Consider the following 13,147-nt stretch of genomic DNA (forward strand, 5'->3'; position numbering starts at 1 on the left):
GATGCCGGGCGCCGGCGGACGGTCACACCGTCCACCACACCGTGGTGTCGGCCGGCAGCTCGGCCCCGGCGCCGTCGGTCGCGACGGGGCCGCTCGCCAGCAACACCCCGCCGGGGGCCGGGACCCGTACCGCCGTGTCCGTGGTGTTGACCGTGCAGACGAAGCCGGGGCGGGCGAAGGCCAGCACCCCGTCGGGCGCGTCCAGCCACCGCACCGCGTCACCGGCGCCGAGCCCCGGCTGCTCCCGCCGCGCGGCCAGCGCCGACCGGTACAGCTCCAGGGTGGAGTCCGGGTCGCCGCTCTGCGCCTCGACGCTGAGACCGGCCCAGCTGTCCGGCTGTGGCAGCCAGCTGCCGCCGCTGCCGAAGCCGTACGAGCTGCCCTCGCGCGTCCAGGGGATCGGTACCCGGCAGCCGTCGCGGAAGCCGTCCTGGCCGTCCGCGCGGAAGTACGAGGGGTCCTGGCGGGCCTCGTCGGGCAGGTCGGTGACGTCGGGCAGGCCGAGTTCCTCGCCCTGGTAGATGTACGCGGAACCGGGCAGCGCCAGCATCAGCAGCGTCGCCGCGCGGGCCCGCCGCAGGCCCAGCGCGCGGTCGCCGGGCTCCCGGGTCTGGGTGCCGCCCCCGGGCGGCCCGGCGAAGCGGGTGGCGTGCCGGGTCACGTCGTGGTTGGAGAGCACCCAGGTGGTGGGGGCGCCGACGGGGCGCATCGCGGCGAGCGAGAGATCGATGACCTCGCGCAGCGCGGACGCCTCCCACGAGGTGGCCAGGTACTGGAAGTTGAACGCCTGGTGCAGTTCGTCGGGGCGTACGTAGTTCGCGGTGCGTTCGATGGTCGGGGTCCACGCCTCGGCGACGGCGACCCGCTCCCCCGGGTACTCGTCGAGGATGACGCGCCACTGCCGGTAGATCTCGTGCACCCCGTCCTGGTCGAAGAACGGCAGGCCTGCCTCGCTGCTGCCGAGCAGCCTGAGCTGTTCCGCGCCGCCGACGTCGGGCAGGCCCGGCGCCTTGACGAGGCCGTGGGCGACATCGATACGGAAGCCGTCGACGCCCATGTCCAGCCAGAACCGCAGGATCGAGCGGAACTCGTCGGCGACGGCCGGGTGGTCCCAGTTGAAGTCGGGCTGCTCGGGTGCGAACAGGTGCAGGTACCAGTCGCCGGGGGTGCCGTCGGGGTCGGTCGTCCGGGTCCAGGCGGGACCGCCGAAGAGGGACTCCCAGTCGTTGGGCGGGAGTTCGCCGTCCGCACCCTTGCCGGGGCGGAAGTGGTAGCGCTCGCGCAGCGCGGAGCCGGGGCCTTCGCGCAGGGCGCGCTTGAACCATTCGTGCTCGGCGGAGGAGTGGTTGGGTACCAGGTCGACGATGATCCGCAGCGCCAGTTCGTGGGCGTCGCGGATCAGCGCGTCGGCGTCCAGCAGGGAGCCGAACATCGGGTCGATGGCGCGGTAGTCGGCGACGTCGTACCCCGCGTCGGCCTGCGGGGAGGCGTAGAAGGGGCTGAGCCAGACAGCGTCGACGCCCAGCTCCTTGAGGTACGGGAGCCGGCGGCGTACGCCGTCGAGATCGCCCATGCCGTCGCCGTCCGCGTCGGCGAAGCTGCGTGGATAGACCTGGTAGATCACCGCGTCCCGCCACCAGCCGGAGGGGTGGCCCGGGGCGTCGTCGGACGTGCCGGTGAGGGGGGCAGCGAGGTGCTGGGTCATGTCGTCCCTGGAGTGTCTGGGTGGGGAGCGGCGCCGGGCCTGGGCCCCGCGCCGCCGTCGTACAGGTCGTACAGGTCGTACAGGTCGTGAAAGCGGATGGTCGTGCGGCGGGCGCGGGAGGCGTCAGCCCTTGACCGCGCCCGCGGACATGCCGGTGACGAGATGGCGCTGGGCGAAGAGGAAGACGAGCGCGGCCGGGATGGCGATGAGCACGGAGGCGGCGGTCATCGGCCCCCACTGGGCTCCGTACTGGTTGACGAATTTCTGCAGCCCGCCGGCGAGGGTGAGGTTCTCGTCGCCGACCATGAAGGCGGAGGCGTACGCGACCTCGCCCCACGCGGTGATGAAGGAGTAGAACGCGGTCACCGCGAGCCCCGGCTTGGCGAGCGGCAGGACGAGCCGGAAGAACGTGCCGAACGGGGTGAGGCCGTCGACCTGGCCCGATTCGTCGATCTCCCGGGGGATGGTGTCGAAGAAGCCCTTCATCATCCAGGCGCAGAACGGCACGGCGATGGTGAGGTACGTGATGACCAGCCCGGCCGACCTGTTGAGCAGGCCGAGGCCCGCCATGATGTTGTAGATCGGCACGATGAGGACGGCGACCGGGAACATCTGGGTGACGAGCAGGGTCCACATCAGCCCGCGCTTGCCGGGGAAGCGGAAGCGGCTGACGGCGTAGCCGGTGGTGGCGGCGACGAACACCCCGAGGAGGGTGGTGAACCCGGCGATGATCAGCGAGTTGCCGAACCAGGTGAGGAACGGGGTGTCCCGCAGCAGGTTCGTGTAGTTCTCGAACGTCGTGTCCTTGAAGAAGTCCGTCGTCGTCGCGTAGCTCGCCGGCTTGAGCGAGGTCAGGAAGACCCACAGCACCGGGAAGACCGCGATCACGGACGCCACGACGAGCGTGGTGTGCAGCGCGACCGAGGCCAGCGGCGAACGGCGGCCCCGGGGCCCGGTGGTGGTGACGGCCCGGCCGGGGACGGCGGTCCCCGCGGTGCCGGTCGCGGCGGTACTGGTCGCCGCGGTACTGGTCGCTGCGCTGGTCACCACGTATCTCCCTGGTTGCGGAGGACTCGCCGGTAGACCGCGGCGAAGGCCATCAGGAGGACGAGGATCAGCACGCCCCAGGTGGAGGACTGCGCGAAGTCACGCGGGCTGATCTCGAAGGAGAACTTGTACGCCTGCGTGACGAGGATCTGGGTGGCCTCGCCGGGGCCGCCGCGGGTCAGCAGGAAGATCACCGGGAACATGTTGAAGGTCCAGATGGTGGAGAGCAGGATCACCGTCGTGGAGACCGAGCGCAGCCCCGGCATGGTGATGTGGCAGAAGCGCTGCCAGGGGCTCGCGCCGTCCATCTCGGCCGCTTCGTACATCTCCCCGGGGATGGACTGGAGCCCGCCGAGCAGCGCGACCATCATGAAGGGGACGCCGAGCCAGATGTTCACGGCGATGACCGAGAACTTCGCCCAGGTCGGGTCGTTGAGCCAGGGCACGGCGTCGATGCCGCCGCCGGCCAGGATCTTGTTGAGGAGGCCGCGGTCCTCGTTGTAGAGGAAGCGCCAGGCGAAGACCGACACGAAGCCGGGTACGGCCCAGGGCAGGATCAGCAGCAGCCGGTAGAAGGAGCGGCCCGCGATCCGGCGGTTGAGGATGTTCGCGAGGGCGAGGCCCAGCGCGAAGGTCACGCTGACGCAGGACACCGTCCACACCAGCGTCCAGCCCAGGGTGGAGAGGAACTGACCGCCGGTGAGCGCGTCGGCGTAGTTGTCGAGGCCGACGAACCGGTAGGTGGCGGGCAGGTGGTTGACGCCGATATTGCGGGCGACATTGCGCTCGTTGGCGTCGGTGAGCGACAGGTATACGCCACGGACCAGCGGATATCCGATGATCACGCCGATCACGGCCACCACGGGGGCGACCATGGTCCAGGCGTACCAGTGGGTCGAGACGCCACGCCGGAACCCGCCGGGTGGGTTGCCAGAGCCGCGGCTCCGGCCGCGGGCGAGATCCTCGCCCGCGGCCTTCGCCACCGACTGGCTGGTGTGGACAGCCATCAGCCGGCCTGCCTTCCTGTTACTTCCAGCCCTTGAGCAGCTTGCGGTAGGCGTCGCCGGTGGCCTTGACGCCCTTCTCCGGGGTGGTCTGGCCGGTGAGGACCTTGGTGTACTCGGTGACCAGCGGCGCGAAGAGGCTGCCGGTCTCCGGGATCCAGGGGCGCTCGATGGCCTTGTCGACGACGGGCTTGAAGAACCCGACGATCTCGTTGCCCGCGACGTCCGGCTGCGAGTAGACGGAGGTACGGGTCGGGAGCAGGTTCAGCTCCTTGGCGACCTTGGCCTGGCTCTCGGCGGACGTCATGTACTCGGTGAACGCGTAGGAGGCGTCGAGGTTCTTGGAGCCCGCGTAGACCGCGAGGTTGTGGCCGCCCTGCGGGGCGCCCTGGCCCGCTGATCCGGCCGGTACAGGCGCGATGCCGAGGTTGGCCTTGTCCTTGAACTGCGCGCCGCCGTAGGTGTCGGCGATGGCCCAGGGGCCGTTGATCATCATGGCGACCTTGCCGTCCTTGAAGGCGGCCTGCATGTTCTCCCAGCCGTCCGTGGCGTCGGTCTTGGCGGCGCCGGAGTCGACGAGGTCCTTGACGACGGTCATGGCCTTGGCGCCGGCCGCGTTGTCGACGGTGACGGTCTTCGTCTTGGCGTCGACGAGGTTGCCGCCCTCGCCGTACAGGAACGACAGGAACCAGTAGGCGTCGTCGCCGCGCAGATAGAGGCCGGTCCTGCCGGTCTTGTCCTTGATCGTCTTCGATACGGTCTTCAGCTCGTCGACGGTCGTGGGAACCTCGACGCCCGCCTCCGCGAAGATCTTCTTGTTGTAGAAGATGCCCATGGAGTCGATGACCTGCGGCGCCGCGTACGTCTTGCCGTCGTACTTGGTGGAGGCCGCGGCCTGCGGCAGGAAGTCCTGCTCGTTCTTGAGCGCGGGGGTGCCGTCGAGCGGCGCGAGGTAGCCCAGATCGGCGAACTCGGGCGTCCAGGCGACCTCGGAGCGGATCACGTCGGGGGCGCCGGAGCCGGACTGCGCGGCGTTCTTGAACTTGTTCTGGGCATCGCCGAAGGGCACGTTGACGTAGGTGACGTCGACCTTCGGGTGCACCTTCTCGAAGTCCTCGGCGAGCTGCTTGAAGACCTTGTCCTCGCTGCCGACGGTGGAGGTGTCCCACCAGGTGACGGTGCCCGAGAGCTCGCCGCCCGAGCTCTTGCCGTCCGACTTCCCGTCAGTGCCACAGGCGGTCACCGCGAGAGCCAGGGTCGCGGCCAGGGCGGTGGCCGTTATGCCACGTCGCATCCGAACTCCTTCAACTGCCGTACCGCTCCGTCGCGGGCCGGGTCGGACGTGAAGGTAACAGCGATGAAAGAAGGCCGAAAGACCTTGCGGAATATTTCTGCAAGGACGGGTGATCGTTACGGATATGTGTCCCAGTCACGGCGAACCGTGCGGGTGACGTCAGCTCACTTCCGGTAACTAGCACGGTAGATGGGGCTTTCCGGCCCCCGGATGCCGGGCGGAGGCGTTGCGGGAGTGGTGCAGGAAGGTTTCGCAAGCTCTTGCAAGAACGTGCCGTGACGGCTGGTTCCGACGCCCGGTGGGCAATCCGACAGGCGCCCGGTACAGTCCACACTCATGACCGCACGGCTTGCCGACATCGCAACCCAGGCGGGGGTCAGCGAAGCGACGGTCAGCCGCGTTCTGAACGGCAAACCGGGGGTCGCCGCGGCCACCCGCGAATCCGTACTCGCCGCGCTCGACGTCCTCGGATATGAGCGTCCCGTACGGCTGCGCCGGCGCAGCGCGGGACTCGTCGGCCTGATCACCCCGGAGCTGGAGAACCCCATCTTCCCGGCCCTGGCGCAGGTCATCGGCCAGGCGCTGACCCGGCAGGGCTACACCCCCGTACTGGCGACGCAGACTCCCGGCGGCTCCACCGAGGACGAACTGACGGAGATGCTCGTCGAGCGGGACGTCTCGGGCATCATCTTCGTCTCCGGGCTGCACGCCGACACCTCCGCCGATATGCGGCGGTACGAGAAGCTGCGCGCCCAGGGCGTGCCGTTCGTCCTGGTGGACGGCTTCTCGCCGAAGGTCCAGGCACCCTTCATCTCGCCCGACGACCGGGCGGCCATGCGGCTCGCGGTGACCCATCTCGTCTCCCTGGGGCATCAGCGGATCGGCCTCGCCGTCGGTCCCAAGCGCTTCGTGCCGGTGCTCCGCAAGATCGAGGGCTTCCGCGCCACGGTGCGGGAGCTGCTCTCCCTGTCCGAGGCGGACACGGACGAGCTGATCCAGCAGTCGCTGTTCACTCTTGAGGGTGGTCAGGCGGCCGCCGCCGCGCTGATCGAACGCGGCTGTACGGCGGTGGTGTGCGCGAGCGACATGATGGCGCTCGGCGCCATCAGGGCCGCCCGGCAGCTGGGGCTCCGGGTGCCCCGCGACCTGTCCGTCGTCGGCTTCGACGACTCCCCCCTCATAGCCTTCACCGATCCCCCGCTGACGACGATCCGCAAGCCGGTGCCCTCGATGGGCCAGGCCGCCGTTCGTACGCTGCTGGAGGAGATCGGTGGCACACCGGCGCCGCACAGCGAATTCGTCTTCATGCCTGAGCTGGTCGTCCGCGGCTCGACGGCGTCCGGCCCGACCCCCGGGCCGCTGGGTCCTTCGGAGCCCCGCACCCGTCTCTGACGTGCAGCGAATGCGGCGGGAAGCCGACAGAGGGATGATCGGTCGGGGGGTACGAATCTGGCAGAATCTCTCACCATGGGTGAATCCGTGAAAACACAGGACGGCCGCACGGCGAAAGGCAGATCGGCCACCCCGTCACCCATCACTGACGAGGCGGCCGATCCAGCTGACGCCCTCGAAGAGACGCGGGACGCGACCGCGCCCGCCATCGACATGACGCACGGCGCGATCGCGCCGAACGGCTCGACGCCGGCGTTCCCCGACTCCCCGGACCGCCACTCCTGGCTACGCCGCGCACGCTCGCCCCGCCGGCCGCGCCTCTGGTTCGAAATCCTGCTGATCGGGCTGAGTTACTGGATCTATTCCCTGATCCGCAACGCCGTGCCCGAGCAGCGGACGAAGGCCCTGAGCAACGCCGACTGGATCTGGAGCGCCGAACACCATCTCGGCATCGCGGTGGAGCAGTCGATCAACCACGCCGCGGATTCGGTGACCTGGTTGATCGTCGGCATGAACTACTACTACGCGACGCTGCACTTCATCATCACGATCGGCGTCCTGATCTGGCTCTTCCGCCGCCACCCGGGCCGGTACGCGGCGGCCCGCCTGGTGCTCTTCGCGACCACGGCGGTGGCCCTGCTCGGCTACTACCTCTTCCCCCTGGCGCCACCGCGCCTGATGCGCGGCGGGCACTTCATCGACACGGTCGAGCACCACGAGACCTGGGGTTCGTTCGCCTCGGGCAACCTCAAGAACGTGTCGAACCAGTACGCGGCGATGCCCTCGATGCACATCGGCTGGTCCCTCTGGTGCGGCCTGACCATCTTCGCCCTCGCCAAAGCGCCCTGGGCCAAGATCCTCGGCCTCCTCTACCCGACGGTGACCCTGGTCGTGATCGTCGCCACCGCGAACCACTTCTGGCTGGACGCGGTGGGCGGCATGATCTGCCTGGCCTTCGGCTTCGCGGTCTCGTACGTCTGGTACGGCTCGCTCCCGTACAGCCTCCCCCGCACCGTGAAGAACACCCGCCCCAGGCGCCGCCGACGCCCGCTGACGGCGTGAGCCGCGCGTTCGAAGCACCACGCGTGAGGGCCGGGACCGCACCAGCGGCCCCGGCCCTCACCTCGTACCCGGCCCTCAGGGAGTAGCGTCGCGCGTCCCGCGCACTCACGCCGTGCCGTAGAAGAGGTTCTCCACCACCGCCCGCGCCCTGCGTGTCGTGCGGCGGTAGTCGTCGATCATGTCGCCGACATGGCCCGGGTCGTAGCCGAGGTAGCGGCCCATCGCGCCCAGTTCGCGGCCGTCGGAGGGGAAGGTGTCGCCCGGTCTGCCGCGTACGAGCATGACGCCGTTGCGGACGCGGGTGGCCAGGACCCAGGCCTCGTCCAGAATCTGCGCGTCCTCCGCCGGGAGCAGGCCGGCCGCGTGGGCCGCCGCGAGGGCCTCGCGGGTGCGGGGAGTGCGCAGGGTCGGCTCCGAGTGGCCGTGGCGCATCTGGAGGAGCTGGACCGTCCATTCGACGTCGGAGAGGCCGCCCCGGCCCAGTTTGGTGTGGAGTGTCGGGTCGGCGCCCCTGGGCAGGCGTTCCGTTTCCATCCGGGCCTTGAGCCGGCGGATCTCCCGTACGGCGTCGTCGCCGAGGCCCCGCTCCGGGTAGCGGAGCGGGTCGATCAGCTCGATGAAGCGGCGGCCGAGATCCGCGTCCCCGGCCATCGGGACGGCCCTCAGCAGCGCCTGGCTCTCCCACACCAGCGACCAGCGCCGGTAGTACGCCGCGTAGGAGGCGAGGGTACGGACCATCGGGCCGCTCTTGCCCTCGGGGCGCAGGTCGGCGTCGATGAGCAGCGGCGGGTCGGCGGTGGGGACCTGGAGCAGTCTGCGCATCTCGGCGACGACCGCGTTGGCGGCGCGGGCCGCGTCGTGTTCGCTGACGCCCTCGCGTGGCTCGTGCACGAACAGGACGTCCGCGTCGGAGCCGTAACTCAGCTCGCGGCCGCCGAAGCGGCCCATGCCGATGACCGCGAAGCGGGTGGGCAGGGTGTCGCCCCACTGTTCGCGTACGGCGGCGCGCAGGGCGCCGGCGAGGGTGGCCGCGTTGAGGTCGCTGAGGGCTTTGCCGACCCGTTCGACGAGGGCCCCGGGGTCGGCCTCGGCCGGGCTCTCCTCCGTACCGTACGAGCCGATGATGTCGGCGGCCGTCGTACGGAACAGCTCCCGCCGGCGCACCCCGCGCGCCGAGGCGACCGCGCCCTCGGCGGTGTCGGCGCGGCCGACGGCGGCGAGGACTTCCTGTTCCAGGCCCTCGCGGCCGCGCGGGGTCAGCCCGGTCGGGTCGCCGAGGATCGAGACGGCCTCGGGCGCGCGCAGCAGCAGGTCGGGGGCGAGCCGGCCGGCCGACAGGACGCGCGCCAGATTCTCCGCCGCCGCTCCCTCGTCGCGCAGCAGCCGCAGATACCAGGGAGTCTTGCCGAGGGCGTCGGAGACCTTGCGGAAGCCGAGCAGCCCGGCGTCCGGATCGGCCGAGTCCGCGAACCAGCCGAGCAGCACCGGCAGCAGCGTCCGCTGGATCGCCGCCTTGCGGCTCACTCCGGAGGACAGCGCCTCCAGATGGCGCAGGGCGGCCACCGGGTCGGCGTACCCGAGCGCTTCGAGCCGGTGTCCGGCCGCCTTCGTGCTGAGCCTGATCTCGCCGGGTGCGAGCTGGGCGACGGCGTCGAGCAGCGGCCGGTAGAAAAGTTTCTCGTGCAGCCGGCGGACCACCGAGGCGTGCCGTTTCCAGGCCCTGTTCAGCTCGCTGACCGGGTCGCCGCGCATGCCGAGCGAGCGGGCTAGGCGGCGCAGATCGGCCTCGTCGTCCGGCACCATGTGGGTGCGCCGCAGCCGGTAGAGCTGGATGCGGTGTTCCATGGCACGCAGGAAGCGGTACGCCTCGTCGAACTGCGCCGCGTCCGTCCGGCCCACGTAGCCGCCCGCCGCCAGCGCCGCCAGCGCTTCGAGCGTCGAGCCGCTGTGCAGCGAGGCGTCACTCCGGCCGTGCACCAACTGGAGGAGCTGTACGGCGAATTCGACGTCCCGCAGCCCGCCGGGGCCGAGCTTCAGCTCGCGTTCCGCCTGTCCGGCCGGGATGTTCTCGATGACCCGGCGGCGCATCTTCTGCACGTCGGGGACGAAGTGTTCGCGTTCGGCGGCCTGCCACACCATCGGCGACACGGCGTCGACGTACTCCTCGCCGAGCGCCACGTCACCGGCCACGGGGCGGGCCTTGAGCAGTGCCTGGAACTCCCAGGTCTTCGCCCAGCGCTGGTAGTAGGCGAGGTGGCTGCTCAGGGTCCGTACGAGCGGTCCGTTGCGGCCCTCGGGCCGCAGGTTGGCGTCGACGGGCCAGATGGTGCCTTCGATGTTCGATTCGGAGCAGATCCGCATCAGGTGCGAGGCGAGCCGGGTCGCGGCCTGTACGGCCGCCGCCTCGTCGACGGGCTCGGCCGGCCCGCCGGGCCCCTCCGGCGCCTCTCCGACGAAGATCACGTCCACGTCGGAGACGTAGTTCAGTTCGTGTCCGCCGCACTTGCCCATCGCGATGACCGCGAGACGGCAGGCCGCCGCGTCCTCCGGGGCCGCCGCCTTGGCGATGGCGAGGGCGGCGCGCAGGGTCGCGGTCGCCAGGTCGGCCAGCTCGGCGGCGGTCTGGGCGACGTCGGTCGTGCCGCAGACGTCCCTGGCCGCTATGGCCAGCAGACAGCGGCGGTAGGCGATCCGCAGCGAGACGGGGTCGGTGGCGTCGGCGAGGCCTTGTTCGAACTCCGCGACACCGGGGTGCAGATCGGACGATTCGTACGTGACCAGGACCTGCCAGTCGCCGGGGTGTCTGGCCAGGTGGTCTCCGAGCGCCTCCGAGGCGCCGAGCACTCCGAGGAGCCGGTCCCGCAGCGGCTTCGCGGAGACCACGGTGTCCAGCAGCATCCGCAGCTGGTCGGGCGCGGCCGCCTCGGCCAGCCGGACGAGCCCGCGCAGGGCGAGATCGGGGTCGGCGGTGCCGCCCAGGGCGTCGAGGAGCAGCGGATCGGACCGTATGAGGGACATCGCCGGGACATCGAGCAGCCGCTCGGCGGCGGACGGGTCGGTGAAGCCGTGCCGGAGCAGTCGGGTGAACGTACTGCTCCTGCGTCCCGGCATCGTCATGTCGCCGTCTCCTGTCCGCGTCCCCGTACGGTGAGAAAAGCCCAGGTTTCGAGCGTAGCCGCAGGGCGCGGCGGAGGATCGACCGCGTACCGGACCGGGGTGCGGACCAGGGCGCGGCCCGGGGCGGAGACGGCGACATGACGATGCCGGGACGGGGCCGGGACCGGGGGCTGGCCGATGAGTCCTGGGTGCGCGTCCGGTCCATACGTGCGGTCAATGGATGCAGGGCAGCGCCGGCGAGAGGAACGCGTCATGACAGTGAAGGAACCTGTGAACGAGGCGGGAACGGCGACCGGTACCGGATCGGGGACGGCGTCCGTCGCGGGGCACGGGAAGGAGCCCCGCACCGAGCTGGACGCCCGTTACGGCGAGCCGGGGGCGCCCGCCACGGCCTGGTCCGAGGCGGTCGCCCGCCTCACCGAGGCCGAGGTCTTCTGGCTGACGACCGTACGGCCCGGGGGACGCCCGCACGTCACCCCGGTCATGGCCATCTGGACGGACGGCGCGCTGTACTTCTGCACGGGCGGTGAGGAGCGCAAGGCCGCGAACCTGGCGAAGAACCAGGAGGTGGTCCTCACCACCGGCGTGAACGCCCTCCGCGGGGGCCTCGACCTGGTGGTGGAGGGCACGGCGGTGCGGGTGACCGATGACGGGCTGCTGAAAGCCCTCTCGCGGGCCTGGGAGGGGAAGTACGGCCGGGACTGGCATTTCGACGTACAGGACGGCGGTTTCGTGGGCGAGGCGGGCAACCTGGCCCTGGTGTTCGAGGTCGCTCCCCGTACGGTCTTCGGCTTCGGGAAGGCCCCGTACAGCCAGACCCGCTGGCAATTCTGAGCCCCGCCTCGCGTCCACCCGCCCTGTGGCCATTTCACCCGAACGGGTGAATCAGGGCCGACCGACCCAGCCGCGCTCCCGCGCGAGCAGCGCGATCTGGAAACGGGTCCTGGCACCGAGCACGTCCGCCGCCTTGCTGATGTGTTTCTGGATGGTGCGGCGGCTCAGCCCGAGAGAGCGGGCGATCGAGTCGTCCGTGAGGCCTGCGGCCATGAGGTCCAGGATGTCGCGGGTGCGCCCGCCCAGTTGGTCCTTCTCGCCGGGCGCCCGCTCCGGGAGCTGTTCCGTCGTGCCGGACAGGGTGAGGGGCGTCGCGCGCTCCCACACGCTCTCGAAGAGCGCCCGCAGCGCCTCCAGGAGTGGCGAGGCGTGCACGATGACGGATCCGGCGGCGGGGTCCTCCTTGCGCAGCGGGATGATCCCCGCCGTCTCGTCGAAGAGGACCAGCTTCATGGGCAGGCCGGGGAGGAGCCGGAGCCGGCCGCCCATGGCCGTACCGCGCAGGGCGGTCCGCAGGGATACGGCGTCCGTGAATCCGTCACTGTCGTAGACGGAGCGGAGCTGGACGCCTTCCGGGACGTCCCGGTCGGGATCCGGGCCCTGGGCCGGGTCGTGATCCGGGCCTTCGACCGGGTCATGATCCGGGCCTTCGGCCAGGTCGTGATCCGGCTCGTGTTCCGGGTCGTGTTCAGGTCCCTGGGCCGGGCTCTGGGCCGGGCCTCGGGCCGGGCCTCGGGCCGGGCCCCGCACATGATCCTGGCCGAGGTCCGCGATCGGGCCAGGGCTGTGGCCGGGGTCCAGGCCGGGGGCGGAGTCGTCCGCGCCGTCGCCGTGACCGTCGCTGTCGCCGTCATCGCCCGGGGGCAGCTCCAGGTACGGCGGCTTGGCCAGGTGCAGTACCTCGCGCTTGCTGGACGTCAGGAGCTGCGTGTAGCGGGCGGAGACCTGGTCCACGCTCTCGACGATCTCGAAGAGGTCGGAGGTGACGCGCCGGGACGGCACCGAGCGGTAGGCCTCCTGCAGTTGTTCCATGAACAGCTCGGTGCGGGCCAGCTCCTGTCTTCGCCGGGCCAGCAGCGCGCCGAGCGTCGAGCGGGGCGGGCCCGCCGCCCAGCGGGTCGGCCGGCTGCCCGTCCGTACCACGAGCTGCTCGGATTCCAGCGCGCGCAGCGCCTCGCCGGTCTCCCCGGCCGGGGCGCCGACTGCGGCGGCTATCTCGCCCTCCGTCAGCACCGGCCGGGCGACCAGATGCTCCAGGATGCGGCCGGTGAGCGGAGCCAGACCAACTGCGGCCCATGCAGCGTCAGATGACGAAGCCACGACGTCTCCCCCCTATGGAACGTGGGATTGATCGTACGGAAACCGGCAGCTGTCGACGAGTGGTCTTCGACACCAACGAAGCCTAGGGCAGGGCTGTTACAGGCAGTCGCTTCCCCTGTCCCGCCCGCATCTCACCCACGTCTCACCGCGCCTCACCCGCCGCCTCACCCGCCGCCACACACTCCGCCTCACCCGCCGCCACACACTCCGCCTCACCCGCCGCCTCGCCCTCCGTCTCACCCGCCGCCACGCACTCCGCCTCGCCCTCCGCACCCACGTCCGGCGTGGCGCCGCTTCTCATGTGCGCACCTGCGCGGACTCCCCTTCCTGTGGCCCTTGTCCGGAGCCACGCGCGGCAACGAGGGTGAGCGC

Annotated in this window: 10 protein-coding genes; 3 read left to right on the forward strand and 7 right to left on the reverse strand. The window is 70.8% G+C overall.

Going from position 1 to position 13,147, the window contains the following annotated elements:
• Positions 1–22: 22 nt before the first annotated feature.
• From ACIBAE_RS09385 to ACIBAE_RS09400, 4 genes are all read right to left on the reverse strand, one after another.
• On the reverse strand, positions 23–1,705 hold the full coding sequence (locus ACIBAE_RS09385; protein WP_399283401.1) for a glycoside hydrolase family 13 protein: 1,683 nt from the start codon (positions 1,703–1,705) through the stop codon (positions 23–25).
• A gap of 123 nt (positions 1,706–1,828) precedes the next feature.
• Complete coding sequence (locus ACIBAE_RS09390; protein WP_399283403.1) at positions 1,829–2,752, reverse strand: sugar ABC transporter permease; 924 nt, start codon at positions 2,750–2,752, stop codon at positions 1,829–1,831.
• Entirely contained in the window at positions 2,749–3,759 is a 1,011-nt protein-coding gene (locus ACIBAE_RS09395; protein ID WP_399283406.1) for a carbohydrate ABC transporter permease, read from the reverse strand. The genes ACIBAE_RS09390 and ACIBAE_RS09395 overlap by 4 nt, the downstream gene beginning before the upstream one ends.
• A gap of 19 nt (positions 3,760–3,778) precedes the next feature.
• A complete protein-coding gene (locus ACIBAE_RS09400; protein WP_399283408.1) occupies positions 3,779–5,050 on the reverse strand; it encodes an extracellular solute-binding protein in 1,272 nt (423 codons plus the stop codon).
• A gap of 336 nt (positions 5,051–5,386) precedes the next feature.
• Here ACIBAE_RS09400 and ACIBAE_RS09405 point away from each other — a divergent pair, with 336 nt between their 5' ends.
• Positions 5,387–6,442 (forward strand): LacI family DNA-binding transcriptional regulator, encoded by a 1,056-nt coding sequence (locus ACIBAE_RS09405; RefSeq protein WP_399283410.1) that lies wholly within the window; start codon positions 5,387–5,389, stop codon positions 6,440–6,442.
• Between the two features lie 75 nt (positions 6,443–6,517).
• Positions 6,518–7,504, forward strand: coding sequence for a phosphatase PAP2 family protein (locus ACIBAE_RS09410; RefSeq protein ID WP_399283412.1), 987 nt, complete (start codon positions 6,518–6,520; stop codon positions 7,502–7,504).
• A gap of 105 nt (positions 7,505–7,609) precedes the next feature.
• Here the strand turns inward: ACIBAE_RS09410 and ACIBAE_RS09415 are convergent, their stop codons facing one another.
• On the reverse strand, positions 7,610–10,621 hold the full coding sequence (locus tag ACIBAE_RS09415; protein WP_399283414.1) for a bifunctional [glutamine synthetase] adenylyltransferase/[glutamine synthetase]-adenylyl-L-tyrosine phosphorylase: 3,012 nt from the start codon (positions 10,619–10,621) through the stop codon (positions 7,610–7,612).
• 252 nt (positions 10,622–10,873) lie between these two features.
• On the opposite strand from ACIBAE_RS09415, the gene ACIBAE_RS09420 reads away from it, so the two are divergent.
• Complete coding sequence (locus ACIBAE_RS09420; protein ID WP_399283416.1) at positions 10,874–11,455, forward strand: pyridoxamine 5'-phosphate oxidase family protein; 582 nt, start codon at positions 10,874–10,876, stop codon at positions 11,453–11,455.
• 51 nt (positions 11,456–11,506) lie between these two features.
• Here the strand turns inward: ACIBAE_RS09420 and ACIBAE_RS09425 are convergent, their stop codons facing one another.
• Both ACIBAE_RS09425 and ACIBAE_RS09430 read right to left on the reverse strand, forming a co-directional pair.
• Complete coding sequence (locus ACIBAE_RS09425) at positions 11,507–12,775, reverse strand: LuxR C-terminal-related transcriptional regulator (protein ID WP_399283418.1); 1,269 nt, start codon at positions 12,773–12,775, stop codon at positions 11,507–11,509.
• A gap of 142 nt (positions 12,776–12,917) precedes the next feature.
• Positions 12,918–13,076: a hypothetical protein gene (locus tag ACIBAE_RS09430; protein ID WP_399283419.1), complete on the reverse strand. Its 159-nt coding sequence runs from the start codon at positions 13,074–13,076 to the stop codon at positions 12,918–12,920.
• Positions 13,077–13,147: the final 71 nt, after the last annotated feature.

The sequence above is a fragment of the Streptomyces sp. NPDC051569 genome (genome assembly GCF_044454085.1).
GTDB lineage: Bacteria > Actinomycetota > Actinomycetes > Streptomycetales > Streptomycetaceae > Streptomyces.